Consider the following 26,236-nt stretch of genomic DNA (forward strand, 5'->3'; position numbering starts at 1 on the left):
AGTTTGACTTGCAACAGCGGCTGCTGTGGTAATTTTTCCCCTTTTCTCTGATGCGTTAGAAGGATGATCCGATGAAAAAAACAATGGTAATGGCACTGGTTATACTCCTGTGCGGATTTGCTGGACCGGTTCTGGCACAGGACAAGCAGATCAAGGCAGGCTTCGTCTATGTTGGTCCCGTTGGTGATGCCGGCTGGACCTATGCCCACGACCTCGGCCGACTTGAGATGGAGAAACTCCCCTTTGTCGAGCCCTCTACCTATATCGAGTCGGTTCCCGAAGGGGCTGAATCGGCCCGGGTCATTAACGGCCTCGTCCGACGCGGCCATAATCTGATATTGACGACAAGTTTCGGCTACATGGATGCCACTATCGATGTTGCCAAGCGCAACAAAGATGTGATCTTCATGCATTGTTCGGGCTACAAAACTGCCGAGAATGTCGGCACCTACTTCGGACGCATGTACGAGCCACGTTACCTCTCCGGCATCATCGCCGGTAAGATGACAACCAAAAACATCATCGGCTATGTCGCCGCCTTCCCGATTCCGGAAGTTATCCGCGGCATCAATGCCTTCACCCTCGGTGTTCGCAGCGTTAATCCCGAAGCTCAGGTCCGGGTTGTCTGGACCCAGACCTGGTTTGATCCGGGGGTCGAGCGGGATGCCGCCGACAGCCTGCTGGATGTCGGTGCCGATGTTCTTGCCATGCATCAGGATGCTCCGGCAACCCTGCAGGCCGCTGAAGCTCGTGGCGCCTACGTCATCGGCTACAACAGCGACATGCGCCACTTTGCTCCCAACGCTTTTTTGACCGCGCCGGTCTGGAACTGGGGGGCTCTTTATACCCAATTAGCTGAAGCAGTACATAACGGCACCTGGAAATCGGAACAGATCTGGTGGGGGGTTAAGGACGGCCTTGTGGGTCTGGCCGATATCCATGCCAAGGTTCCTGACGACGTTAAAGCGCTGGTGCAAGAGCGTACCGCAGCTATTGTCGCCGGCACCCTCCATCCCTTCACCGGGCCGTTGAAAGATCGCGATGGTCACCAGGTCCTTGGCGCAGGTGAAACCATGAGCGATGGTGAGATGCTGAGCATGAACTTCTTTGTCGAAGGTGTTCAGGGGACTCTTAGCAAATAAATCGACCTCCTACGACGGCACGCCCGGTAACGGGCGTGCCGATTCTTTATGCCAGAACTGCTGCAAATCCAGAATATTCGAAAAACCTTTCCCGGCGTTGTCGCTCTTGACGATGTCTCCTTTACTGTTGCGCCTGGCGAAATCCACACCCTACTGGGCGAAAACGGCGCCGGCAAGAGCACCCTGATGAATGTCCTGACCGGGTTGTACCATCCTGACTCCGGACACATGCAGCTGGCCGGTGAGCCCGTCCATTTCACCAGTCCCCGTGATTCCCTGTCACGCGGTATCGGCATGGTCCATCAACACTTCATGCTGGTTCCGGCACATAGCGTCTTTGAAAATATTCTTCTCGCTCTGGAGAGGGTTCCCCAGTTCTATAACCGCAAGCACTATCAACAGAAAATGCAGAAACTGATCGACACCTTTGAACTCGATCTTGATCTGGATGCCGACGTGTGGAAGCTATCCATCGGCGCCCAGCAATGGATTGAGTTGATCAAGCTGCTGCTGCGCGATTGTCGTTTGCTGATCCTCGATGAACCGACAGCCGTTCTCACCCCCCAGGAAACCGACCGCCTGTTCAAGGTGCTGCGCCTGTTACAACAACAGGGGAAAAGTATCATCTTTATTTCCCACAAGATGCGTGAGGTCATGGAGATTTCCGACCGGGTGACGATACTGAAAAAAGGGAGCAGCATCGCCACTCTGAAGAGGGCAGAGTTCAATGCTGACATCCTGGCAAGGCTGATGATCGGTCAGGATCGCATCCCCGAGTGGCAAAAGAACCTGCAGATGTCGGAAAAAGTCGTCCTTGATATAAGAAACCTCTCAGTGCGCAATGATCGTGGTCTGGCAGATCTTGATGATTTCAGCCTGCAGCTAAAAGAAGGTGAAATCCTCGGCATTGCCGGGGTCGCCGGCAACGGCCAGAAAGCTCTGGCTGAGGCGCTGACCGGGCTTAAGGAAATAAACAAGGGAAAGATTTTCGCCGGTGATATGGATATGACCCACAGTACTGCCCGCGCCTCTTATATTTCCGGTATTGCCCACATTCCGGAAGACCGTAAAAGCATCGGCATCGCCCCCGATCTCGATGTTGCCGACAATCTGATCATGAAGAGTTTTAAAAATACCCTTTTCCGGCGTGGGGTTTTCCAGAATCGCCGTGCCATTCGCCGCAATGCTGAAGAAAAAGTATCACGCTTTGCGATCAAAGCCGGTCCTGAAGGATCACCGGTACGCTATCTCTCCGGTGGTAATATTCAAAAGGTCATCATTGCCCGGGAACTGTCCGAACAACCACGGGTGCTGGTAGCCCTTTACCCCACCCGCGGTCTGGATATCGGCAGTGCCGAGTATATTCACAAGGTCATTGTCGATGGTGCCGGACGGGGCATGAGCACGATTCTGATCGCCGAAGATTTGGACGAACTGCTCAAACTCAGCGACCGCATTGCCGTGATGTTTCGCGGCAGATTGATCGGCTATGCCGATCCCCGCCAGACCAGCCGCGAAGAGATCGGTCTGATGATGAGCGGCGAACAGCGGGAACAGCCCTGATGAAACTCGTCATTGAACGGCGCGACACCTCATCTGCCCTGCTCCGCTTTAGCGCCCCGATGGTCTCTATCGTGGTCGCCCTGCTGTTTGCCGGAGGGCTGATTCTGGCCGCCGGCATCAACCCCTTAGATGCCTATCGTGAAATCCTTTATGAGGCGGTCGGTTCAACCTACGGTCTCTCTGAAACCCTGGTCAAAGCAACCCCCTTGATCTTTGCCGGACTTGGTGTCAGCCTGGCTTTTCGTATGCAGATCTGGAACATTGGCGCCGAAGGACAGATCTACATGGGGGCGATGGGAGCGACCTGGGTGGCCCTCTTCTCAGGGCTGGAGAATCATTGGCTGCTGATGATCACCATGTTTTGTGCGGCCTTTATCTGTGGTGGTCTCTGGGCCGGGGTTGCCGGCGTGCTGCGCGCCCGCTGGCGGGTCAACGAAGTCATCGTCACCCTGATGATGAACTATATCGCCATTTTATTTGTCAATTATCTTATTTACGGTCCCTGGCGTGATCCACAAGGGTTTAATTTCCCCCTGACTGCCCAGTTCTCCGAGGCAGCCCGTTTCGCCAATTTTTTTGATACCCGGCTTCATAGCGGATTTTTTCTTGCCTTGTTCTGCGCGCTGTTGCTCTATCTGTTGATGGAACGCACCGTCTGGGGCTATCAGATCAAGGTCATCGGCAGCAATCCGCAGGCTGCCCGTTATGCCGGGATGCGCACCGGCGTCGCCATCTTTGCCGTGCTGTTTCTCAGCGGTGCGATTGCCGGAGTGGCCGGCTTAAGTGAAGTGGCCGGCCTTCAGTATCGTCTTCAGCACGGTATCTCATCCGGTTACGGCTATACCGCCATTATTATCGCCTGGCTCGCCCGACGCAGCGCCCTGGGCGTCATCATTGTCTCCTTATTGATGGGGATCCTGCTGGTCGGTGGTGACAGCCTGCAGATGCTGTGGCAGTTGCCTATTGCCTTTGTCTATGCGTTCCAGGGATTGATCCTGTTTTTCCTGCTCGGGTCCGATTTTTTCATCCAGTATCGAGTCAAGCTGATCAAAGGAGCACAAGGTGGTTGAAATTCTGCTTGATGCAACCGTGCGGGCGGGCACCCCGATTCTGTTCGCGACCCTGGGTGCGATCCTGAATGAACGGGCAGGTATTATCAATCTGGGCATAGAAGGATTGATGCTGATCGGTGCCCTGGCCGGTTTTGCCGGCACCTTCTATTCAGGTTCGCCATTGATCGGTATCCTGGCGGCATTTGCTGTCACCTTTGTCGCCGGCAGCATTCATGCGCTGATTACCGTACAACTGCGTGGCAATCAAATCGTCAGCGGGCTGGCTCTAACCATGTTTGGTATCGGGGTCACCGCTCTGTTCGGCCGCGGGATGGTCGGTCTAACCATCGGTGGCCTTGAACGCCTGCCGCTTCCCGGATTGTCCCAGCTACCCATTATCGGTCGTCCTTTTTTTCAGCAGGATCTGCTCATTTACACCAGCTTTGTCCTGGTGTTTCTGCTCTGGTTTTTTCTCTATCGCACCCGTACGGGTCTTGCCTTGCGGACGGTCGGTGAGAATCCGGCGGCAGCCGACACCTGTGGTATCTCGGTCAGTCTGTATCGCTTTTTTGCCGTCACCACCGGCGCCGGCCTGGTAGGTATCGGTGGTGCCTACTTAAGTCTGGCAATGACTCCTATGTGGATTGAAAACATGTCTGCCGGACGCGGCTGGGTCGCCGTCGCCCTGGTGATTTTTTCCGGCTGGTCAAGCGGTAAAGCCATGTTCGGCGCCTATCTGTTCGGTGGAATCACCGCCATGCAGCTGCGTTTTCAGGCCATAGGCACCGACATCAGTACCCATGTCCTGCAGATGCTCCCCTATGTGTTTACTATCCTTGTCCTGGTAGTATCAACCATCCGTCTGCAAAAAGGATCCAGCCAACAACCCCAGGGGCTCGGTTTGCCCTATGATCGTGAGGATCGCAAATGACAGTTGCCCAGGAGTTACTTGAACGTTTTCGCCGGGAAGGCTCAATTCAAGGGGATGTCGTCAAGGTCGACAGTTTTCTCAATCACATGGTTGATCCATTATTGATGGAGAAGATCGGCCAGGATCTGGCTGCACGCTTTGCCAACCAGCAGATTGACAAGATCATCACGGCTGAAAGCAGTGGCATCATGATCGCCCAGGCGGTTGCCACCGCCCTGAAGATTCCGTTCATCTTTGCCAAGAAAAAACGTTCCATCACGATGAAAAAGTTTTACACCGCCAGCAGTTATTCCTTTACCAAGCAGGAAGCGACAACCCTTTACGTTTCCCACGAGGTGTTGCAACCCGGCGAGAAGGTTCTGTTTATCGATGACTTTTTCGCCAAGGGAACAACCCTTAAGGCCCTCTCCGAAATCATCCGCCAGGCACGGGCCGAGCTGGTTGGCTGCGCGGTCATTGTCAACAAGTCAAAACGTGAGGATATCCTGTCGGTTCTTCATCTGGATGAATTGAAGGCGCTGTAACAATCCTGAAGGGTCAAAAGTTCTGCTAACGGTTCGCGCTAAGCGCTGGCGAAGTGAAGGCACGGCCTACTACCTCAATTTGATTTTGTTTTTTGGGGAAGCACCTGGCCCCTTTCCATCCGCTTGATTGCATTGTTAGGGCCTCTCTGCTATTGTGTACGGTACTGCCGTACCGAAATGGAGGTTTTCTATGGATACTGTGAGTGTCAACAAGTTCCGGGACAATTTAAAAAACTTTGTAGAGCAAGTTACTCACCAGCATGTGCCGCTGAAAGTCACTCGCCGAAGTGGTGAGGACTTTGTGATCATTGGCGCGGATGACTGGGAACGCGAGCAAGAAACCCTTTATGTTCTGCAAAACACCAGCCTTATGAAACAAATAGCCGAATCAACTCGGACACATAGCGAGCGTTCTGGGTACCCACCAACGACAGGGGAAACCAATGAGATCCTTGGTGTTTGAGGGTAACACTTGGGCCACCTATGAAGAACTCAGAACAAAAGATAAACCTATCCATAAGGCCCTATGCACCATTTTGAAAGAAATGCTCAGAGGTGATCCTGCTACCGGAACGGGGAAACCTGAAGCTCTTCGACACAACCTTACCGGCTTTTGGTCACGCAGGCTAAGTCAAAAAGATCGGGTTGTTTACAAATACGACGATAAATACCTTTATATTTTTGCAATCGGCGGACATTACGATCAATTGTGAGTCTTAACGGTTTGAGATAAGCGGCGGCGGGCGGGGCCGCGACCCCGCGGTCCTGGTGTTGATCTTCAACAATCACGCATCGAGCAACCGCTTCAACGTGTTACCAAGAATGACGTTATTGACCCCCATCCCCAGATACCCGGTCTGGCCGTAGGTATCATAGTGCGCGACCTGTTCAATCAGGTTTTCAATCTCCTGCTTTCTCGCCCTGAATTGGTCCTGCTGATCGATAATAAACTGCACCTGCTCAGCCAGATAATCAGGCAATTCCTGCTCATCCTGAGCGGTCTTCAGCACCATCTGGAGTTGCGCAAAAATCATTCTTGCCCCTCCTCCAGCCAGCGCAGGGTTCTGGCGATATCCTCGTGGTCATACGCCCACTTGCAGCATCCCGCTTCAGCATAGACATCATACTCGCGCACCTGATCCAGCAGAATTTCCACCAGGTACTCCTTATCTTCATAGTCCGTCGGATTGCATGCCACCTGAAGCACCGGGTCTGCCAACCATTTAGGCAGGTCACCATGGTCGTACTGCTCACGGGTTGCCAGTTCAAGTTCAGCGAAAACTTGGGACATCGTCACACTCCTTTTTTTCGTTGCATTAACAAGGATAGCGATTGTTGTGCGTTCATCATCAGACCAGGGGATATTCTAACATTATTGGCATCATCTGTGCTAACTCCTGCTGTCAAGAACGCTATGACGAAAGGGACAGCCATCGATGTTTCAGCAGAACCAGCTACTATTCCGCGCCCTGCTTGATATCGGCAAAGAACTCGCCGCCATCACTGATATTGATCCCCTCCTGCAGAGAATTCTGGAGGTATCTCAAGAGGTTTTCACCTTTGACAATGCGATCATCCGCCTGCTCAATCCAGCAACCAACACCCTGGAAACGGCCGCCAGCTATGGCTACAGCGAAGATGCGATCTCCCGCCCCATCGGCCTCGGTCAGGGGATCATGGGCAAGGCTGCCAAATTTGGACGCCCCTATCTGATTAATAATATTGCACCTGAGGATGACTACATCCCCGGCATTGACGCTGCCCGTTCGGAAATGGCCGTCCCGTTGATCGCCCGCGATAAGGTCATTGGAGTCTTTAACGTCGAAAGCCGCCAGCCGGACGCCTTTACCGCCCAGGACTGTGACACCCTGACGATCCTGGCCGGTCAGGCGGCTATCGCCATCGACAATGCTCACCTCTACCGCGACCTGTGCCAGGTGTCGCGGGAAAAGGAACAGCTCCACCACCTCAATGAACAGATCCTGACCAGCATCAGTATCGGTCTGTACACGGTTGACCAGCATCTGCGCATTACCTCATGGAATCCCAGTATGACGCGGATGAGCGGCATCAGCGCCGCTGAGGCCGGCGGCAAGTCGTTACTTGAACTGTTCCCGACCCTCGAAGAGGAAGGAATTGCCGAGCGCCTTCGTGATGTTTTAAGCAGCGGAGAGGCCCAGCAGTTGCGCATTGTTCACCGGGGTCAGAGTGGCCAGAACCGTCTGCAGAATCGGTTTTTATCACCCCTGAAAGACGATAACGAAACCGTAGGTGCCGTCATCGTCGTCGAAGATATCACCGAATTCGAGCAACTGCTGGCACAAACTATTCAGTCGGAAAAACTCGTTGAAGTCGGGCGCATGAGTGCAGGTATCGCCCATGAAATTAACAATCCATTAGCGGTCATCAGCTACGCCTGCCAGATACTCGAGGAAACCGAGACCCCTTCGGAACAGGGTCGCGAGCTGCTCGAACGGATCGGCCTGGAGGTAGAGCGTCTTTCCCATCTGACCTCGGAATTGCTGACCTATTCAGGGCGCCAGGAGGATCACCGCGCCCCGACCGATCTCAACCAGACCATCGAGGATGTGCTGATCCTGCTAACCTACGAGATTAAAAAACATCAAGTTGATATCATCAAGAGTTTCAAGGAGTTGCCGCTAGTTGATGTGGATGGCAACAAGTTCAAACAAATATTTATCAACCTTGTTCTCAATGCAATCCAGGCCATGGAACCGCACGGAACAATTCATATCAGCACCCACTCCACATCAGATCAACTGCAGGTCAATATCGCCGATACCGGTCCCGGCATTCCCGATCACCTCAAAGAGCAGATTTTTGAGCCCTTTATTACCCATCGCAAGGATGGCACAGGTACAGGCCTTGGCCTATATCTCTGCCGCAAAATTGTCACTGCCTATCAGGGCAGCTTGACGGTTGACGACAATCTGGGAGGAGGTAGCTGCTTCAAATTGCAGTTACCTCGGTGAACCTCCCTATCTGCTTGCACGTTTTTTGTCCAAGCGCCGGCTCAATGCACAAAAAAAAGGCACTCTTTTCCTAATGCCGGGTATCACAACGGGGCAAACAACAGCCTGAAGAAGTTGGCACAGACCATGCTAAACAACAGACTAGCTCTTCATCAATCAGCATCCTGATGTGGGCTGACCCATCACAACAGCATTATACAATCGGAATAAACTTGAGCAAAGGCGCTCTGCACCCACAAGGATGGGTTCATTGCGCCTTTTATATTTTAACACCGACAAAGAAGAGGTCAGCAGATGAAAAAAGTGGAATGCATTATCAAACCGTTCAAGCTTGAAGACGTCAAGAGCGCAATTTGTGAACGTGGTATCACCGGCATGACCGTTAGTGAGGTTCGTGGCTTTGGTCGCCAGAAGGGACACACCGAACTTTATCGTGGAGCCGAGTACCAGGTTGATTTTATTCCGAAAATTAAACTTGAACTGGTCACCAGCGACGACCGGGTGAGTGAACTGGTTGAAGCAATCAAAACCGCTGCGGGTACCGGACGCATCGGTGATGGCAAAATTTTCGTCAGCAATATAGAGCAATCAATCCGCATCCGTACCGGCGAATCCGGCGAAGAATCTCTTTAATCCTGGACAGACATAAAACCCACCCTATTTCGCGCAAAAAAGGAGAACGAGAATGAAAAAACACCTGATATTACTGGCCGGGCTGGTTCTGCTGCCGAGTCTGGCGCTGGCTGAAGAGGCCCCCATTACCGAGGTCGCCTACATCCTTAACAGCTTTTCCTTTCTGATCAGTGGTGTACTGGTCATGTGGATGGCCGCCGGCTTTTCCATGCTCGAAGCCGGCATGGTGCGCTCCAAAAACGTTGCGACCATCTGCCTGAAAAATATCTCTTTGTACTCTATCGCCGGCATCCTCTATTACCTGATCGGCTACAACCTGATGTACGCCAATGTCGACGGTGGCTTTATCGGTAGCCTTGGCCTTTGGGGGGCAGATGATGCCGCCGCCCTGGGTGGGGATTATTCCGGCGAATATGCCACTGGATCCGACTGGTTTTTCCAGATGGTGTTTGTCGCAACCGCTGCTTCGGTTGTTTCCGGCACCATCGCTGAACGTATTAAGCTCTGGCCTTTCCTGGGTTTTGTTGTCGTCCTGACCGCTGTCATCTACCCGATCCAGGGCGCCTGGAGTTGGGGTGGTGGCTGGCTTGATGAGATGGGCTTTGCCGATTACGCCGGGTCCACCATCGTTCACTCAGTCGGCGGCTGGGCCGCTCTCGCCGGGGCGATGATTCTTGGCGCCAGAACCGGAAAATATGGGAAGGATGGAAGGATCACCCCCCTGCCCGGTTCCAATATGCCCCTGGCAACCCTCGGGACCTTTATCCTGTGGATGGGCTGGTTTGGCTTTAATGGTGGTTCGGTTCTGGCCCTGGGCTCGGCCGACGCCGTCATCGAAATGTCAAATGTCTATCTCAACACCAATCTTGCCGCTGCCGGTGGTCTGGTTGCCGCCATCATCATGCTGCAACTGATCTACAAAAAGGTTGATTTGTCCATGGCCCTGAACGGTGCTCTGGCCGGACTGGTATCGATTACCGCTGAACCTTCAACGCCGTCACCCGGCATGGCGGTGATCATCGGTGCCATCGGTGGCATTCTGGTGATACTAGCTATTCCGCTGCTCGACAAGCTCAAAATCGATGATGTCGTCGGCGCCATCTCGGTTCACCTGGTTTGCGGCATCTGGGGAACCCTGGCGGTACCACTGACCAATTCCGATGCCAGCTTTGTGGTACAGTTTATTGGTATTATCGCTGTGGGTGCCTTTGTGCTGATCGCCAGTGCCCTGGTCTGGCTGGCACTGAAATACAGTGTGGGCATCCGCGTCAGCAAAGAAGTCGAGATGAACGGTTGTGACATGAGTGAACTCGGCATGGAAGCCTATCCGGATTTTCGTGGCGGTTCCTCTGCTGGTTCTTCCGGTGGCTCCTATTAACAACCGCCGAGTGCGTAACGGTATTACAGTAGCTGAACAGTTTCACCCGTAACCCGGACGTGCTGATACCTGCTTCAGGTGCAGCACGTCCGTCCTTGACAAGGATATCCCATGAAAAAAGCCCTGGTCGTTGATGACGAGCCCCTGATACGCCGACAAGTTGCAGAAGCCTTGAGCGACTACGGCTTTGATGAACTTTTTGAAGCGGCCGACGGATCCCAGGCGGTTGCCCTGGCATCAGCCCACCAGCCCCTGTTGATCGTCATGGATGTCACCATGCCGATCATGGATGGCATTACCGCTGCCGCCACTATCAACAGCAACCCCAGCGGCGCCATGGTGCTGTTGACCGGCACAACCGATAACGACACTGTGTCGCGGGCCATTGAGGCCGGGGTCCATCACTATCTGATGAAACCGTTCCGCGCTGACCAACTCAAAATTACCGTCGACATGGCCATCCATCAGTTTATTCAACTGTCTAATCTGCTCGATGAGGTCGCCGCCCTCAAGGAGAGTCTGGAAACCCGCAAGCTGGTCGACCGCGCCAAAGCGCTACTGATCAAAAACGGGATGACGGAACCCCAGGCTCATCGTAAGATCCAGAAACTGGCCATGGATAAGCGCAAAAGTATCGGTCAGGTTGCTGAAGCGATCCTGCTGACGGAGGGATGATCTGAGCGCCCATCGCAGCAGCCATCTCAGCGCCATAAACCTGAGCAATCTGCCCCCCTGGTTGATTGCCTCACACCATTACAACGAGAATCCGCAACGCATTCAGATCCAGGGGACACAAAGTCTCAGCAAGCTGCTGCCACGTCTCGACGGGATTTCCGACCTGCAGATGTGCGGCGCGCTGTTTCACGATTTCATGGATGTCACCTTTCAGCTTCATCAATGGCAACGGGAAGACTCGCCCAATAGCCGCAAAAGTCTCAAAAACAGCTACTTGCGATTTTTGCGCGGCTGGCTCTTTGACAGTAATTCGATTGAGGGGGCGGTCCTTAAGGGGTGGGTAGAATCGCGCCTCGGGCTGCTGCCGACATTCCACCGCACGACCGTCGACGGCATCCATTCAGAAGATTATTTCCGTTATCTGGTCGATCGGATGCGCGGCGCAGCCCGTACCAGTGCCATCCTGTCGCAACTGGATCTACTCTATGAATACGTTCAGTACCTGCTCCACCGCAATGCCCGGACAACACACCAGACCCTCTACCGGGGGATCAATGAATTGGAGGATCACATTATTCTCAAAAAAAACGGCAACTCCTGCCTGATGCGCCTGAACAATCTCAATTCCTTCACCGCCGACTTTGAACGGGCCTGGGAATTCGGTTCCCGGGTATTACAAACAAAAGTCCCCCTGACCAAGATTTTTTTTCTTTCCGGGGTTCTGCCCAGATCCTTGTTCAAAGGGGAAGATGAATATCTGGTCATCGGCGGGGATTACGACGTGAACATTTTGATCGGCGGATGAGCGACAACGAGCAACAGATGATTCTCTCACGCGGGCGCGCAGCGTTTCTCGGGCTGGCCCTGGGCGATGCCCTGGGGGCGACTACCGAGTTCATGCTACCGGCGGAGATCCGGGCTGCTTACCAGATCCACAACCGTATTATCGGTGGCGGTTGGCTTGGCGTTAAGGCCGGGCAGGTCACTGACGATACCGAAATGTCCCTGGCCCTAGGGCGCGCCGTAGTGGATTCCGGCGGTTGGAACCTCCAGCAGATTGCTGATTATTTTGTTGCCTGGATGCGCTCCAAACCGATCGACATCGGGGCTACGGTACGCAAGGGACTTCGCACCTATTTGCACCAGGGCACCCTGGAGATGCCGTTAAATGAGTGGGATGCCGGTAATGGTGCAGCGATGCGCATGTGTCCGGTTGCCCTGGCCAGCTACGGCAGTGACGATCTACTGAAGCGCTACACCCTGGAACAGGCGCACCTGACCCATCATCATCCACTGTCGGATGCCGGTTGCTTGTGTATCGGTCGTATGCTCCATACGGCCCTGGCCGGCGGTGATCGCTTTGCCCTGCACGAACTGACCCGGCAACTGGTGAAACAACATCCGAATTTTCGTTTTAACAACTATAACGGCCAGGCCTCAGGATACATCGTTGACACCTTACGTACCGTTTTCCATTTTTTGTTCACCACCGCTGACTTTGAAGAGTGCCTGGTGGGTGTGGTTAACCAGGGGGGGGACGCGGACACGACCGGAGCCATTGCCGGCATGATCGCCGGAGCCCTTTATGGAGAAGAGAGCCTGCCGCAGGCCTGGCTAAAAAAACTCAATCGTACCGTGCGCACCGATATTGAGCAATTGACACCTCAGTTGCTGGATCTGGCGCCGGCATTTAACCAGACAGACTGATCCTGCTAATCCTACCAAAGGAGAAGATGATGCCCACAAGTAAAGACATACCCTTAAGTGTCGCTGCGACAAAATCCCATTCAACCACCCTGAATCTGCTGATGCACATCAAGCGCGGCCTGCTTCCGGCGACCGAAGAACAGGGACAATGGTTTATCAACGAAACCGACCTGGAAGCCTTTATAGCCGACAACCGCAAGGCCGAGCCCGGTGAACTTGGGATTCACAGCGGCTGCGGTAAAGGATGCGGCAGTTGCGCCGAGGAATAGCGCCATGAATATCTCCATCAGTCCATCAGATTTATTCTATCGCTACCGCCACAAGAAACAGACCAGGGAGCTGCCAAAATTTCAAGGCAAGCCGGATGCGCACCCTTTTGATCGCGACGATCTCTACGAGGTTTTGCCGATGCTCGAAGCCGTCATGAATGAAATTGGCAGCGCCGAAGGACAAGTACTGGAGAAGATCGAAGAAATGATGCTGCTGCAAATGCCCGGCTTTATCCGCACCCGTGAACAGGTCTTTGATTTTCTCGTTGATTTCGCCAGGCAGCGCGGGATGCCATCATGACAACGCCGGACAAGAACACCATAGCGGCGGTTGGCAACAGAGTCACGCTTCATTATATCGGCACCCTCGATAATGGTGCCATCTTTGACAGCCGCGACAGCGATGACCCACTGACCTTTGTGGTGGGTGACGGCACCCTGTTCCCAGCTCTGGAGCAGGAAATTTGCACCATGCACTGTGGCCAGACCAGGAACATCCTGATCCCGGCGAACAAAGCGTACGGTCCGCGCAGCAATGACAATCTGCTCAAGATCGAACGATCACAATTCCCTCCGGATAAGATCCCGGAACCCGGCAAGCTACTGACCATCACCTTTAGCGACGGTGAACAGCGGATCATGCGCATCATGGGATGCGATGACAGCAGCGTGACCCTCGACGCCAATCACCCCCTGGCCGGATGTGATCTGACCTTTGCTTTAACCCTGGTCGCCATAGATCACTAACAACATTCGTCAGCAAACTGCCCAGAAAGTAGGCAGGAAATCAACAATGGCGCCTCATTTCTAAGCAAAAGCGTTCACCTAGAGCGAACATCAAAATAGTTGAAATTTGCTTTTTCGTTCAAAATATCGAAACGTTAGATACGTACCCTATTGACATCAAAAGTTGGCACAACCTGTGCTTATAAGCTGAGCATCACGATGTCAGGCCGCTACATTGCAGTAGCTCGCACCTGACCGGTAAAGAAGCCCGAAGGAATCCACATTAAGTGGTCATCCGTTCGGGCTTTGTTGTTTTTGCGTAACTATTCAGCACTACCCTGGCGCAGGGTCGGGGGTCCGGTGGCAAGGGTGTTTGTCACCATCGACGGCGACAACAAGGGGTCAGGGATGACTCAACGGGAACCAATCGCGTCCCTTGACATAGGATCACCGATCCGGTGCTGAACAGATACGTTTTTTCACACAGCAGCGTTTGTGAGCTGCTCACCTTGTAGAACCGCACGTCACCGTCGACCGCATTTCCTGGCTTCACTTTTTAAATAATCCGGCCTGCCGGCAAGACAGCCACATCAACGAAGATGCCGCCAAGCTGTTTTTTTTGTCCGGACGCCAACCACCGTAACGACGAATAATCGTCAACCCTAAGGAGAAACAATCATGGCTGAAAAAAAGATGAGACAAATTGCAATCTACGGCAAAGGCGGCATCGGCAAATCCACTACTACCCAGAACACGGTTGCCGGGCTCGCCCAATTGGGGAAAAAAGTACTGATCATCGGTTGTGATCCAAAAGCTGATTCTACCCGCCTGATCCTCCATGCTAAAGCCCAGGAAACCGTCATGGATAAAGTCCGTGAACTGGGTACCGTTGAGGATCTGGAGCTGGAGGATGTGCTCAAGATCGGCTACGGCGGCATCAAGTGTGTTGAATCCGGTGGTCCTGAACCCGGTGTCGGTTGTGCCGGACGCGGCGTTATTACTGCTATCAATTTCTGTGAAGAAGAGGGCGCGTACACCCCCGACCTGGATTTTGTCTTTTACGATGTTCTCGGTGACGTGGTCTGTGGTGGTTTCGCCATGCCGATTCGCGAGAACAAAGCCCAGGAGATCTACATTGTTGTTTCCGGTGAAATGATGGCCATGTATGCCGCCAACAATATCTGCAAAGGGATCGTCAAGTATGCCGCCAGCGGCAGCGTGCGCCTCGCCGGGTTGATCTGTAACAGCCGTAACACCGACCGTGAAGCGGACCTGATCGAAGCCCTGGCATCTCGTCTTGGTACCCAGATGATCCACTTTGTTCCGCGTGACAATCAGGTTCAGCGCGCCGAATTGCGGCGCATGACCGTTATTGAATATTCACCGGAGCATCCACAGGCGCAGGAATACCGTGAGTTGGCCCGTAAAATTGATGAAAACACCATGTTCGTAGTTCCGACACCGATTGAGATCGAAGAGCTGGAAGAATTGCTGATGGAATTCGGCATTATGGAAGCGGACGATGAGACGATTGTCGGCGTGGCGGAAAGCGCCTGATCGGCAGGAATGGTTACTGTAGGGGCAGACCTCTGTGTCTGCCCGCCGTTGAGTACCAGTGCGAACACACAGGTTCGCCCCTACGTCGGAACCATGGCAAACAAATAGAAATAGACAGGAGAAATCGTATGGCTGATAAAATAAAAACCATAGACGGCATTACCACCGAGGCCACTGAGGAATTGATCGAAGAAACCCTCGCGGCGATGCCGGAAAAAACACGAAAAAAACGCGCCTTGCACTTAGGTGCCAATGAGCCGACCTCGGCTACCTGTGCGGTAAAATCCAACAAAAAAGTGGTTCCCGGCATCATGAGTCAGCGTGGTTGTGCCTATGCCGGAGCCAAGGGAGTGGTCTGGGGACCAATCCGCGACATGGTCCATGTCTCCCACGGCCCCATCGGCTGCGGGGTCTACAGCTGGGGCACCCGGCGCAACCTGATGCAGGGGATTCCTGGAGTGACCTCCTTCCCTCTGGATTTCACTTCTGACTTCCAGGAGAAAGATATCGTTTACGGCGGTGATAAAAAACTCGAAAAACTGTTACGCGAAGCCGACGAACTGTTCCCGCTGAACAAGGGACTGTCGGTGCTTTCCGAGTGCCCGGTCGGGCTGATTGGAGATGACATCAATGCCGTCACCAAAAAGATGGAACAAGAGCTGGGCAAGTTTGTCGTTCCCTGCAACTGTGAGGGGTTTCGTGGCGTCAGCCAATCCTTGGGCCACCACATCTCCAACGACTCGATCCGCGATCATGTCATCGGCAAACGCGAATTTGCCGAACCTGCCGGGCCCTATGATATTGCTCTGATCGGTGATTACAACATCGGCGGCGATGTCTGGGCCGCCAAGCCGATCCTCGAAGAGATTGGACTCAATGTCAAGAGTGTCTGGACCGGTGATGGTGAAATCGAGAAAATTGCCGCGACCTATCAGGTCAAACTCAATCTGATCCATTGCTACCGCTCGATGAACTACATGTGCAAAGTGATGGAAGAAAAATGGGGAATCCCCTGGTTGGAATACAATTTCTTTGGACCGACCAAGATCGAAAAAAGCCTGCGCGAGATTGCCGAATTCTTTGACGATACCATCAAGGCCAATGTCGAAAAAGTCATCGCGAAGTACCGTCAGCACATGCAGGAGGTTATCGACGAGTATCGACCACGCCTCGAAGGAAAAACCGCCATGCTCTTCGTCGGTGGTTTACGACCACGCCATACCATCGGTGCCTACGAGGATCTGGGTATTCAGATTACCGGCGCCGGTTACGAGTTCGCTCATCAGGACGACTATGACCGCACCAGTCCGGAGATGGCTAAAGGAACGCTGATTTATGACGATGTCTCGGAATTTGAGTTGGAGAAGTTTGTCGAAAAGATGAAGCCCGACCTGGTCGGCAGCGGCATCAAGGAAAAATACGTGTTCCAGAAGGCCGGCATCCCCTTCCGTCAGATGCACAGTTGGGATTACTCCGGTCCCTATCACGGCTACGAAGGATTTAAGATCTTTGCCCGCGATATCGACATGGCGATCAATTCACCGACCTGGAGCCTGGTCAAAGCACCGTTTTGATCATGACGTTGTAGGGGCGTGATCAATCATGCCCTGACTCTATCTTCGGGCGCAATAAATTGCGCCCCTACAGGTCACCATGGATCAACCTCGGGCGCAATGAATTGTGCCCCTACGAAAAATAATATTCGCCGGCTCCCCTGCGAAGTCGACACACAAGGAGCAACATCATGAGCACTACGACCGCCGTCAAGCCGATGACCGAACACTCGGCAGAAGAAATAGAACGGGTTAAAAACTGGATTAACAGTGAGGAATATAAAGAGAAAAACTTTGCCCGCGAAGCCCTGGTGATCAACCCGGCGCATGCCTGTCAACCGCTGGGCGCGCAGATGGTTGCCCATGGATTTGAGGGGTCTCTGCCCTTTATTCACGGTTCGCAAGGCTGCGCTTCCTATTTCCGCAGTACCTTCAGTCGTCACTTTCGTGAACCGGCCAGCGCAACCAGCGATGCCATGACCGAAGACGGTGCGGTCTTCGGTGGCCAGAACAACCTGTTTGAAGGGTTGGAAAACGCCTACGCCCTCTATAAGCCGGCGATCATACCGGTGTTCACCACCTGCATGCCCGAGGTAATTGGTGATGACCTGAACGCCTTTATCACTAATGCCAAGAATAAAGGGCACATTCCGGCGGATCTGCCGACCCCCTACGCCAACACTCCAAGTTTTAACGGCACCCACATCAACGGTTATGACAGCATGCTCAAGGCGATGCTGGAGTATCTGACCGAAGGGAAAAAGAACGAGGCGGGCGCTAACGGCACCCTCAACCTGATTCCCGGCTTTGATGGCAACACCGGCAATCTGCGCGAGTATAAAAAGTACCTTGACGCCATGGCTATCCCTTACACCATGCTCGCCGATATTTCCGATGTCTTTGATTCGGTCTGCGACGGCACCTACCGCATGTACAGTGGCGGCACGCCCCTCGCTGCAGCAGCGGACTCCATCAACGCACAGGCCACCGTGTCGCTGATGAAGTATTCCACCTTAAACACCATGAAATCAGTCGAAGCAAATTTTATCGGTGTCACTAAAACCCTGCCGCTGCCCATGGGAATTCGCAGGACCGATGAGTTTCTGATAGCCCTGAGCGAACTATTCGATAAGCCGATCCCGGCGGAACTCAAAGCCGAACGGGGTCGCGCCGTTGATGCCATGACCGACGCCCATCAGTATATCCATGGCAAAAAATTCGCCGTCGCCGGGGATCCTGATTACCTCCTCGGCATCGTTTCCTTCCTGCTGGAGATGGGGGCCATTCCCTATCACATCCTCTGTTCCCGCTCGAATAAGAAGTTCAAAAAAGAGATGGAGGCCCTGCTCGCCACCTCTCCACTTTACGGCGCTCAGGGAACCGTTTATGTCAACAAGGATTTGTGGCATATGCGCAGCCTGTGCATGACCGATCCGGTTGATGCCATTATCGGTGACACCCATGCCAAATGGGTTGCCCGTGACGCGAAAATTCCTCTGTTCCGGGTCGGTTTCCCGATCATGGACCGGGTCAATCTGCATCGTAGTCCGGTCATTGGTTATCAAGGCGCTGTTAATCTGTTGACCATGATCGTCAATAAATTCCTCGATACGGTAGACGAGACCTGTGAGGATCAGTGGTTCGAGATGATGCGTTAAGGAAAAAAGCGATCTCACGCAAAGCCGCGAAGGCGCAAAGAAGAAATACCCCATGATGAGTTTTTGTCTTTCTTTGCGACTTTGCGCCTTGAGTGTGCACAGGAAACGAGCGTGAGATTGGTTTGCCTATGACCCGAATCAGGCGCTTCGACATTATCGACACCAGAAGAAAGCGAGGATTGCACATGAATGTTGCATTTGCCAGCACCGACAAAATTCACATCGATGAACATTTCGGGCGGGCGGAAGAATTCATGATCTGGAAGGTTGGCCCGGACACGGCAAGCTTCAACGGTATTGTCCAGGTCAGCACTTCCGGCGCTGATGAAGCCGATCGCATCGAATCCCGCTGTGCCGGTCTGGCCGACTGTGCCCTGGTCTATGTCGCGGAGATCGGTGGGCCGGCAGCGGCACGTCTGGTTGCCAAGAAGATTCATCCGATCAAAAGCAAAACCAAAGCTCCAATCAGTGACACCATCGAACAACTCCAGGAAGTGCTGCGCGGCAGCCCACCACCCTGGTTGCGAAAAGCCCTATTAAAAGATGTAGGGGTTTGATTCATCACGCCTTTGGATAAACAACCAGCAATGATCACGTCGGGGGTGTTTGAATGCAGCGGGGACTGTTTGAGGCGATAGCCGAGTTTTTCCCGCAAATGAAAATACCCCCGACGTGATCCCCAAACATCTATCATTGAAACATTTTAAAAAATCACAAGGAGAAATCTCATGGCCTTTATTACCGGAATCACCAAAGGTGGAAGCACCTGGACCCCGACCTTCGTCGAAGGCATCGATCACGACAAGTGCATCGGCTGCGGCCGCTGTTACAAAGCCTGCTCCCGCAAAGTGCTGGCACCGCTGGATATTGAAGACGAAGAAAACTACAGCACCCGCATGGTCATGGAGGTCGTGGCCGAAGACAACTGTATCGGCTGTGCCGCTTGTGGCGTCGCCTGTCCAAAGAAATGTTTCAGTTTTGCCCCAATGGCGGCATAGCAGGAGCTTAAACCCTCGGCTGTACAAGGAGAACATCTGATGCGCATTGCCGTCACATCCAAATCAGGGACCGAGGTTGACCAGCACTTTGGTCACGCCCGACGCTTTCTGATATATGACTACCGCAGCCACAATCCGGAACAAATTAGTGAAGTTGAAGTGGAAAAATACTGTTCCTTCGATCCGGATCACCCGTTTCGCCATCGCCAGTTCGATGCCATTGTCGATGCCATCAAAGGATGTAAGGCTGTCGTCACCGCCCAGATCGGTGAACTGCCCAAAATGGAGTTGGAAAAAATTGGTATTCGTCCGGTCATCGCCTCAGGACCCATCCTTGAGGCCCTGAAGCTTGCCCACGACAGTATCTGCGGCGGTCAGTGCAAAGGCAGCATGCGAACAGGGCAAGATTGTCCGCATTGATAACGTTGATAGTATGATTTGTCAGTGGATCAATCTTATGGCAGCTTTTTTAATTATGCCTAAATTTTAAGCAGTTTTATTGCAGGGCATCACAGTGCATTAATCAAATCGACTGTTTTTATCTGTCTGATGCTTGGCACATAATATGCTAAACAGATAATCATTAATCCATTAAACAAAAGTGGTTACGTTGATGTAGCACTTTTACCCAAGGCACAGTCGCCCCGAAACTCATCATGAGTTCTCGGGGCTTTTTTATCACGGGCCAGGCAACGGCGCTTTCCCTAACCAATTTTCAACCAAGGAGAGACTTATGGCGACCGGTTGCCCGATGATGACAGCTACAAAGATTTCCGACCACCCCTGCTTCGGCGGTGATCACAGCAAAGCCGGGCGTATCCACCTGCCGGTAGCCCCCGGCTGTAATATTAAATGCGGTTTCTGTGAACGCCGCTTTGACTGTGTCAACGAAAGTCGTCCCGGCGTGACCAGTCGGGTACTGACGCCGGAACAAGCGCTGGCGCGCGTGCGCCTGGTCAAAAGACACATGGAGATGAAGGGTGGTGCCGAACTGAAGGTTGTCGGCATCGCCGGCCCCGGTGACCCGTTAGACAATCCCAAAACCTTTAGCGCCTTTGATCTGGTCCGCAAGGAATTCCCGGAGATGAAGCTGTGCCTGTCAACCAACGGTCTGTTGCTGCCGCAGTCGGTGAATAAAATCATCGCTGCCGGGGTGACCAGCCTGACCATCACCATGAATGCCCTTACCCCACAAACCGGGGCAAAAGTCTATGAATGGGTGCGGCATGAGGGCAAAAAGCTTAAGGGAGAAGAAGGCGCGGCCATCCTGTTGCACAATCAGCTGGAGGGGTTACGTCTGGCAACAGCAGCAGGACTGATCGTCAAGATCAACCATGTCTATATCCCCGAGATCAATGACCACGAAACCCTGGAGCTGGCCATCAAGGTGCGCGAACTGGGAGCACAGATGATGAACATCACTCCGGTCATCCCGGTTGGCATGTTCAGGGACGTTATCCCCCCGACGGCACTGACCATGGACATGGTGCGCAACCAGGCCGAGCTCATCCTCTCCCAGGCCCGCCACTGCAAACAATGCCGCGCCGATGCCGCCGGTGTGGTTGGTCAGGATATTGATCTGGAGATGCTGGAGGGGGGGAAATAAAGCGCAGCGGGGCAATTGAGATAACGGTTCACGGTTCACGGTTCACGGTTCACGGTTCACGGTTCACGGTTCACCGTCATTAAAACACAACTCATACTCACTGCACTCACCACAAACCGGACTCTTGCACAACAGCCCCCCCTGCTGTTCACAGATCTGCTTGTAAAAAAACCGCTTCCAGCGCATCCCCTGATGATTGGCGGCAAACAGGGCCGGCAGATGCCGCTTGATCGCCGCACCGAGCTCCGCCCGCTCGAACAATCCCATGGCGACCCAGAGATGGCCGGGCCTGGCAGCACGGGCGGCGAGGATGTGGGCCAGCAGGGTTCCTGATAACCTGTTCGCAGGTTCATGCGCGGCCGGGATAAAGCCCAGCAACAGGCTGACCAGCTCAGGATCCATACTGACGGCCGATGAAACCCTTGAAGCAGAAATATCAGCAGCAACATCAAGGTCAATATCCGGAAAGTAGTTTTGCCACAGGCTGATAAACTGCTGTGAGGTCAAACCGAGAGCAATTTCCGGGGGACACCCATCCTCCTCCATGACGGCCGACAGACAGGCAAGCAGATGACGATCTGCCGCAACCATGTCTTCGGAACAGGCGCTGTCCATCAGTTGGCGGTAGCGCGGATGATCGCTACGGACCCTGGGCCCGGCGTGATCCTGATGCCGGGCTAAATTGCCGGTGACCCGTTCACCTTGACGCTCGCTGCCGGCAACCGCTGCCCGTAGCGCCTCGACGGCCAGATCGGCACAATAAAACCGATCAACCGGAAGGCCACCCAACCGTGCGTTGATAGCTTCACGGCTGATCCGGAGGACCTCGTTCATAGAGGTGTTTTCCGCAAGTTCTGCCGCGGCGGCGCAGGCAGCAATCGTGTAGCCACAACCAAACGCCTGAAATCGCACCATTTCAACCTGGCGTCCGGCAGTCTTGATAAAAAATCGGACAGCGATGCGCGCACCTCGCTCTTCTGCCCCCAGGCCGACTTCACCGATGCCATCGGCGCCGGCCAGCTCTCCGACATGGTGGGGATTGTCGGCATAACGCAGAATCTGTTCGCTATAACCACTCATCGCTGACCGCTATGATGCTGATGCCGGGTAATGACATTGGCCATCTCGCAAAGAAAATAGGCTCCCCCCTCATAAAGACAGTCATGCACCAGTTGATTGCCGAGCTGCTCCCAGTTGGGAAAACCGCGCAGCAGCATCCCCTTCCCCAGGCGATCGGCCAAAGCCTCCACATGGGTACCTCCGATGATCAGATCAAAGTCTGCTGCCGCCAGATCCTCGACATCCCCCAGGTCCCCAACTATCACCCGATCAGCCTTCAGATCATCCAGGGCCGATGAATCGGTGGCGGCGATCACCGCAGCGATTTTCCCTCCCGCCTCGCTGATGATCGCACACAGGGCGGCAAGCATATCCGGCTCTCCGGTCAGGATAAAACGGGTTTTACCCAGAGCGAAATGACAATCGAGCAGGGCATCACGCAGACGATCACGCCAGCGCCCGACCGGCAGTGGCGGTGCATGAAAACCGGTTTCATCAAGAAGGGTCTTAATCAGCTCATCGGTGGCGACCAAGCCTGCCAGATGGGGGAAATGATGGTGGCGTATCTGTGGATTTTTCTTCTGCAATTCATGGGCGCAGGGAATCATCGATGCGCCGACACTGACCACCAGTCCTGCTTGCGCCAGATCACGAATGTGTTCGACGCGGATGCCGCCACTGGAAAGTGCTGCCTGTTTCTCCCCAAGATGGCCATCGAGGGAGCTCGACAGATCCGGTAGGGTCACCACATTGAAACCGAAGGCGGTCATAAAATCAACGATCTTTTCCACCTCAAGGGGCGTCAGACTGACATGGGGGAGTAGCACCAGGCAATTATTGTCGATGCTGTCGGCAGGAGCCGTCAACTGCCTGATCATGGCACTGCAGGCCGCTGACCACCCCTGCTCCAGTCCCCCCTCGTAATCCGGGGTATTGACATAGACCAGCGGCACCTCCATCCGTTTGGCGATACCACTGACGTCATCCCCCTTGGTTTCGGTCAGACCGGTGGTATAAAGCCCGATCAGCTGCGGGGTGACCTTGTTGACGATATTTTTCACCGACTCACTGATGCTGTAATCACCGCCATCGAGGATCGCGGTGACATCGGTAACAGCGGTGGTCTGCAGAGCAATGGGTTCGGCAAAATGACGGGTATAAAACACCTTGGTAAAACTGGCGCACCCCTGGCCGCCATGCATCAGCGGCATACACTGATGCACCCCGAGAAAGGCCAGGGTCGCTCCCATCGGCGCCGACAGTTTGAAGGGGTTAATCTGTAACGACCTGGATGATTTGTGTCTGCTCCGGGTTTTTACCTGTTCCATGGGGCCCTCCTTCCAGCCAGCGAAAAAACCGGGCTTTCCAGCGCATGTCTGAGATCTTCGGCGAGGTTGAGCAGTCCGGCATAAGCACCATAGCTGATTTTTTTCTCCTGATTGACATCGATAAAAGCGATCCCCTTTTTGATTGCCGTATACAAGGAACGCCCCCCGGCCAGGAGGATATGGGCACCCTTTTCATCGATCAACTTCGCCTGTTCGGCACCGGGGTCCATCATCAGCACTCCATGTTCACCGAGATACTCGCGCGCTTTGGCGCGATCATCTTCCGTTGCCTTACGCACTGCTGTCGCCACCACCTCGATGCCAAGATCCTGCAGGGCAGCGGCGATCGACCAGGTTTTGTTGCCGCCGGTATTGAGTACCGCCTTTTTGCCGGCAAATAATTCGCGATAAGGTGCGAGTTGTTCCCCCAGTTTCGCCTCCTCCCTTGCTACCAGTGCCTGGGTGCGCTCGATCAAGGCCGGATCACCCAGGGCATCAGCAATGGCCAGCAATCCGGCCGAGGTGTCACGTTGGCCGTAGAAGGACAGGGAGATCCAGGGAATACCGTACTTATCCTGCATCTTGCGGGTGATGGAAACCAGGGATTTGGCGCAGACGATGACATTGAGTTTGGCCCGATGGGCAGTGCGGATCGCCGCAATCCGCCCATCCCCGCTCAAGGTCGACAGGATGCGGATCCCCAGTTCTTCAAGCAGAGGGGAATACTGCCACATGTCGCCGGTGACGTTATATTCACCGATCAGGTTGATATCGAAGGGGGTTGTCACCTCCGGCTCCAGGGTGCCGATCAGATGGGTCAGGATCGCTTCACCGCCTAAGCGGCTGCCGAGGTTCTTGCTGCCGACAAAGCCGGGGGCATGCACCGGCACACAGGGGATGCCATGGCGGGCGGCGGCCTCGCGACAGGCCTTGTCGATATCGTCACCAATCAGGGCGGTCACGCAGGTAGCATAGACAAACAGGGCCTGGGGATGATAGCGGGTAATGGTCTGATCGATAGCGACGGCCAGTTTTTCTTCGCCACCGAACACCACATCGTTCAGACAGGTATCGGTGGTCAGACCGACCTGGGTCAGATCTCTAGCGGGCCAACTGGTAGGTGTCGCCCGCGTTTCCCAGCTGGCACCGAGGCAGGTGATGGGGCCGTGAACCAGGTGGGCGGCGTCGGCAAAGGGAAACAGGGCAATCTGCGCGCCTTCAAAAGCACAGCCACCAGTGGTCGCACCAGGGATTGGGGCGTTACAGGCCGTTTTTTTAGGCTGATTATGCTCGCAGGCACTTTCTGCCAGCAGTTCTCTGATATGGGGTTTGGTAGCCACGACAGCTCCTTGAATGAGGGTTCAAGTCGCCCCGCCGCACCGTTGAGAGGGGGAAAATGTATTGGTATTGTTTTCGGCAGCAATGCCGAATTATTTATCAGGCACTATTAAATGCAATACTTCTGCCAAAACTGGCGGTTCACCAAGACAGATAAGAGTAGGGGCGTGATTCATCACGCCCGATTGAAATGGTGGCGTTCAAACATCCGGGCGCAATAAATTGCGCCCCTACCTAACACACCCCTTCTGCCCAAAATTTCACCACCCTGCCTCAAGAATCAGCAGAACATCCATTACTTCTTGCCATCAACCCAAGAAATTCCGCTATCCCGAGACAAGGCACACAACTTGCTTTGAAGTAAACGACGCACCATCAACCCGGCGACAAAGACGTCCCTTAACCCGATTCGGGGGTACGCCTATGTCCAGCAAAAAAATCCACATCGCCGACACCACCCTGCGCGACGGCGAACAGACCGCCGGGGTCGTCTTCAGTCCCAGCGAAAAAATCGCCATTGCCACCATGCTCGACCGCATCGGCGTCAGCGAACTGGAATGCGGCATCCCGGCCATGGGCAAGGACGAACAACGCACCATCAAAAAACTCGTCGATCTGAATCTCAATGCCCGCCTGCTGTCATGGAACCGCGCCCTGATTCCCGACATCCAGGCATCCTTGAACTGCGGCATTAGGGCCGTCGATCTCTCCATTTCCGTGTCTGACATTCACATCCGTCACAAACTGCGCTCCAGCCGTGCACAGGTCAAGGAACAATTAAAAACTGCCCTGGACTTCGCCAAACAGCATCAGCTCTATGTCTGTGTCGGCGCTGAAGACGCCGGCCGCGCTGACATGGAGTTTCTGCTGGAACTGGTGGCGATTGCCGCAAACCTTGGTGCTGATCGGTTCCGCTTCTGTGACACCCTGGGGTTGCTCGACCCTTTCACCACTTATGACAAGGTCAGCACCCTGGTCCGTCACAGTTCCATCGATCTGGAAGTTCATACCCACAACGACCTGGGGATGGCGACCGCCAATGCGATTGCCGGCGTCAGAGCAGGAGCGACCTATGTCAGCACCACCGTCAACGGTATCGGCGAACGGGCCGGCAATGCCGCTCTAGAAGAAGTGGTCATGGCACTTAAACTCGCCTGTGAGATCGATCCTGAGATTACGATCACTGATCTGGCTCAGCTCTCACGCTATGTGGCAACCGCCAGTGGCCGACCGGTGCCCCCCTGGAAGGCGGTAGTCGGCGAAAAGGTCTTTTCCCATGAATCGGGGTTGCATGCTGATGGGGTCTTGAAGCATCCGTCTACCTATGAAGGTTTTGATCCGGCAGAGGTCGGACTTAAGCGCCATATCATCGTCGGCAAACATTCAGGTCGCAGCGGCTTAAAACAGCGCCTGCAGGAATTGCAACTGGAACAACCGCAAATCGACTTGAATAAACTGCTGCAGCGCGTCCGCTCTCTCGCCGGACGACGCAAAAGGGCGTTGCTCGATCAGGAATTGATCGAGCTGTGCCGTGCCGGTTAACGTG

General features: G+C 54.0%; 29 protein-coding genes. 24 read left to right on the top strand and 5 right to left on the bottom strand.

The features are described from left to right. Positions 1 to 71 precede the first annotated feature (71 nt). The 7 genes from ICT70_RS03360 (at position 72) to ICT70_RS03390 (ending at position 5,925) form a co-directional block, all read left to right on the top strand. Positions 72 to 1,142 (top strand): BMP family ABC transporter substrate-binding protein, encoded by a 1,071-nt coding sequence (locus ICT70_RS03360; protein ID WP_191153977.1) that lies wholly within the window; start codon positions 72 to 74, stop codon positions 1,140 to 1,142. A gap of 48 nt (positions 1,143 to 1,190) precedes the next feature. Then, positions 1,191 to 2,705 (top strand): ABC transporter ATP-binding protein, encoded by a 1,515-nt coding sequence (locus ICT70_RS03365; RefSeq protein WP_191153978.1) that lies wholly within the window; start codon positions 1,191 to 1,193, stop codon positions 2,703 to 2,705. Beyond that, complete coding sequence (locus ICT70_RS03370) at positions 2,705 to 3,775, top strand: ABC transporter permease (protein ID WP_191153979.1); 1,071 nt, start codon at positions 2,705 to 2,707, stop codon at positions 3,773 to 3,775. Before ICT70_RS03365 ends, ICT70_RS03370 begins: the two co-directional genes overlap by 1 nt. Further along, complete coding sequence (locus ICT70_RS03375) at positions 3,768 to 4,688, top strand: ABC transporter permease subunit (protein WP_191153980.1); 921 nt, start codon at positions 3,768 to 3,770, stop codon at positions 4,686 to 4,688. Before ICT70_RS03370 ends, ICT70_RS03375 begins: the two co-directional genes overlap by 8 nt. Continuing rightward, positions 4,685 to 5,212, top strand: coding sequence for a xanthine phosphoribosyltransferase (gene xpt, locus ICT70_RS03380; RefSeq protein ID WP_191153981.1), 528 nt, complete (start codon positions 4,685 to 4,687; stop codon positions 5,210 to 5,212). Before ICT70_RS03375 ends, xpt begins: the two co-directional genes overlap by 4 nt. A gap of 190 nt (positions 5,213 to 5,402) precedes the next feature. Further along, positions 5,403 to 5,675, top strand: coding sequence for a type II toxin-antitoxin system Phd/YefM family antitoxin (locus ICT70_RS03385; protein ID WP_191153982.1), 273 nt, complete (start codon positions 5,403 to 5,405; stop codon positions 5,673 to 5,675). Continuing rightward, on the top strand, positions 5,656 to 5,925 hold the full coding sequence (locus ICT70_RS03390; RefSeq protein ID WP_191153983.1) for a Txe/YoeB family addiction module toxin: 270 nt from the start codon (positions 5,656 to 5,658) through the stop codon (positions 5,923 to 5,925). The genes ICT70_RS03385 and ICT70_RS03390 overlap by 20 nt, the downstream gene beginning before the upstream one ends. A 72-nt stretch (positions 5,926 to 5,997) precedes the next feature. On the opposite strand, the gene ICT70_RS03395 is transcribed toward ICT70_RS03390, so the two are convergent. Next, on the bottom strand, positions 5,998 to 6,246 hold the full coding sequence (locus ICT70_RS03395) for a GSU3529 family protein (RefSeq protein ID WP_191153984.1): 249 nt from the start codon (positions 6,244 to 6,246) through the stop codon (positions 5,998 to 6,000). Continuing rightward, the gene (locus ICT70_RS03400; protein ID WP_191153985.1) at positions 6,243 to 6,503 is read right to left on the bottom strand and encodes a GSU3529 family protein; all 261 of its coding nucleotides are present in this window, start codon (positions 6,501 to 6,503) and stop codon (positions 6,243 to 6,245) included. Before ICT70_RS03400 ends, ICT70_RS03395 begins: the two co-directional genes overlap by 4 nt. A gap of 145 nt (positions 6,504 to 6,648) precedes the next feature. On the opposite strand from ICT70_RS03400, the gene ICT70_RS03405 reads away from it, so the two are divergent. From ICT70_RS03405 to ICT70_RS03480, 16 genes are all read left to right on the top strand, one after another. Next, positions 6,649 to 8,205, top strand: coding sequence for an ATP-binding protein (locus tag ICT70_RS03405; protein WP_191153986.1), 1,557 nt, complete (start codon positions 6,649 to 6,651; stop codon positions 8,203 to 8,205). A gap of 294 nt (positions 8,206 to 8,499) precedes the next feature. Next, positions 8,500 to 8,838: a P-II family nitrogen regulator gene (locus ICT70_RS03410; protein WP_191153987.1), complete on the top strand. Its 339-nt coding sequence runs from the start codon at positions 8,500 to 8,502 to the stop codon at positions 8,836 to 8,838. A gap of 52 nt (positions 8,839 to 8,890) precedes the next feature. Beyond that, positions 8,891 to 10,216 carry an ammonium transporter gene (gene amt, locus ICT70_RS03415; RefSeq protein ID WP_191153988.1) on the top strand — a complete coding sequence of 442 codons (1,326 nt, stop codon included), beginning with the start codon at positions 8,891 to 8,893 and terminating at the stop codon, positions 10,214 to 10,216. Positions 10,217 to 10,327: 111 nt separating this feature from the next. Then, entirely contained in the window at positions 10,328 to 10,891 is a 564-nt protein-coding gene (locus ICT70_RS03420) for an ANTAR domain-containing response regulator (RefSeq protein ID WP_191153989.1), read from the top strand. Between the two features lie 40 nt (positions 10,892 to 10,931). Beyond that, positions 10,932 to 11,696: an NAD(+)--dinitrogen-reductase ADP-D-ribosyltransferase gene (locus ICT70_RS03425; RefSeq protein WP_337906645.1), complete on the top strand. Its 765-nt coding sequence runs from the start codon at positions 10,932 to 10,934 to the stop codon at positions 11,694 to 11,696. After that, positions 11,693 to 12,598, top strand: a complete 906-nt coding sequence (gene draG, locus ICT70_RS03430; protein ID WP_191153990.1) for an ADP-ribosyl-[dinitrogen reductase] hydrolase — start codon at positions 11,693 to 11,695, stop codon at positions 12,596 to 12,598. The genes ICT70_RS03425 and draG overlap by 4 nt, the downstream gene beginning before the upstream one ends. A 29-nt stretch (positions 12,599 to 12,627) precedes the next feature. Continuing rightward, the gene (locus ICT70_RS03435) at positions 12,628 to 12,867 is read left to right on the top strand and encodes a helix-turn-helix domain-containing protein (RefSeq protein WP_224746788.1); all 240 of its coding nucleotides are present in this window, start codon (positions 12,628 to 12,630) and stop codon (positions 12,865 to 12,867) included. A 4-nt stretch (positions 12,868 to 12,871) separates the two neighbouring features. Beyond that, the gene (locus tag ICT70_RS03440) at positions 12,872 to 13,168 is read left to right on the top strand and encodes a hypothetical protein (RefSeq protein ID WP_191153992.1); all 297 of its coding nucleotides are present in this window, start codon (positions 12,872 to 12,874) and stop codon (positions 13,166 to 13,168) included. Next, on the top strand, positions 13,165 to 13,614 hold the full coding sequence (locus ICT70_RS03445; protein ID WP_191153993.1) for an FKBP-type peptidyl-prolyl cis-trans isomerase: 450 nt from the start codon (positions 13,165 to 13,167) through the stop codon (positions 13,612 to 13,614). Before ICT70_RS03440 ends, ICT70_RS03445 begins: the two co-directional genes overlap by 4 nt. 672 nt (positions 13,615 to 14,286) lie before the next feature. Further along, a complete protein-coding gene (gene nifH, locus ICT70_RS03450) occupies positions 14,287 to 15,150 on the top strand; it encodes a nitrogenase iron protein (RefSeq protein WP_191154144.1) in 864 nt (287 codons plus the stop codon). A gap of 128 nt (positions 15,151 to 15,278) precedes the next feature. Further along, positions 15,279 to 16,724, top strand: coding sequence for a nitrogenase molybdenum-iron protein alpha chain (nifD, locus tag ICT70_RS03455; RefSeq protein WP_191153994.1), 1,446 nt, complete (start codon positions 15,279 to 15,281; stop codon positions 16,722 to 16,724). Between the two features lie 170 nt (positions 16,725 to 16,894). Continuing rightward, positions 16,895 to 18,361, top strand: coding sequence for a nitrogenase molybdenum-iron protein subunit beta (nifK, locus tag ICT70_RS03460; protein WP_191153995.1), 1,467 nt, complete (start codon positions 16,895 to 16,897; stop codon positions 18,359 to 18,361). Positions 18,362 to 18,546: 185 nt separating this feature from the next. Further along, a complete protein-coding gene (gene nifX, locus ICT70_RS03465; protein ID WP_191153996.1) occupies positions 18,547 to 18,918 on the top strand; it encodes a nitrogen fixation protein NifX in 372 nt (123 codons plus the stop codon). 171 nt (positions 18,919 to 19,089) lie between these two features. Next, a complete protein-coding gene (gene fdxB, locus ICT70_RS03470) occupies positions 19,090 to 19,359 on the top strand; it encodes a ferredoxin III, nif-specific (protein ID WP_191153997.1) in 270 nt (89 codons plus the stop codon). Positions 19,360 to 19,398: 39 nt separating this feature from the next. Further along, on the top strand, positions 19,399 to 19,779 hold the full coding sequence (locus ICT70_RS03475) for a NifB/NifX family molybdenum-iron cluster-binding protein (protein ID WP_191153998.1): 381 nt from the start codon (positions 19,399 to 19,401) through the stop codon (positions 19,777 to 19,779). A 313-nt stretch (positions 19,780 to 20,092) separates the two neighbouring features. Continuing rightward, the gene (locus ICT70_RS03480; RefSeq protein WP_191153999.1) at positions 20,093 to 20,965 is read left to right on the top strand and encodes a radical SAM protein; all 873 of its coding nucleotides are present in this window, start codon (positions 20,093 to 20,095) and stop codon (positions 20,963 to 20,965) included. Positions 20,966 to 21,028: 63 nt separating this feature from the next. Here the strand turns inward: ICT70_RS03480 and ICT70_RS03485 are convergent, their stop codons facing one another. From ICT70_RS03485 to nifE, 3 genes are read right to left on the bottom strand one after another with little or no spacing between them, the layout of a single operon-like run. Beyond that, positions 21,029 to 22,045 carry a nitrogen fixation protein NifQ gene (locus tag ICT70_RS03485; protein ID WP_191154000.1) on the bottom strand — a complete coding sequence of 339 codons (1,017 nt, stop codon included), beginning with the start codon at positions 22,043 to 22,045 and terminating at the stop codon, positions 21,029 to 21,031. Continuing rightward, positions 22,042 to 23,352, bottom strand: coding sequence for a nitrogenase iron-molybdenum cofactor biosynthesis protein NifN (gene nifN / locus ICT70_RS03490; protein ID WP_191154001.1), 1,311 nt, complete (start codon positions 23,350 to 23,352; stop codon positions 22,042 to 22,044). Before nifN ends, ICT70_RS03485 begins: the two co-directional genes overlap by 4 nt. After that, complete coding sequence (gene nifE, locus ICT70_RS03495; protein WP_191154002.1) at positions 23,340 to 24,692, bottom strand: nitrogenase iron-molybdenum cofactor biosynthesis protein NifE; 1,353 nt, start codon at positions 24,690 to 24,692, stop codon at positions 23,340 to 23,342. The genes nifN and nifE overlap by 13 nt, the downstream gene beginning before the upstream one ends. Before the next feature lie 421 nt (positions 24,693 to 25,113). On the opposite strand from nifE, the gene nifV reads away from it, so the two are divergent. Continuing rightward, positions 25,114 to 26,232: a homocitrate synthase gene (nifV, locus tag ICT70_RS03500; protein WP_191154003.1), complete on the top strand. Its 1,119-nt coding sequence runs from the start codon at positions 25,114 to 25,116 to the stop codon at positions 26,230 to 26,232. Positions 26,233 to 26,236: the final 4 nt, after the last annotated feature.

Source organism: Pelovirga terrestris (assembly GCF_014773365.1).
GTDB classification, from domain to species: domain Bacteria; phylum Desulfobacterota; class Desulfuromonadia; order Desulfuromonadales; family Geopsychrobacteraceae; genus Pelovirga; species Pelovirga terrestris.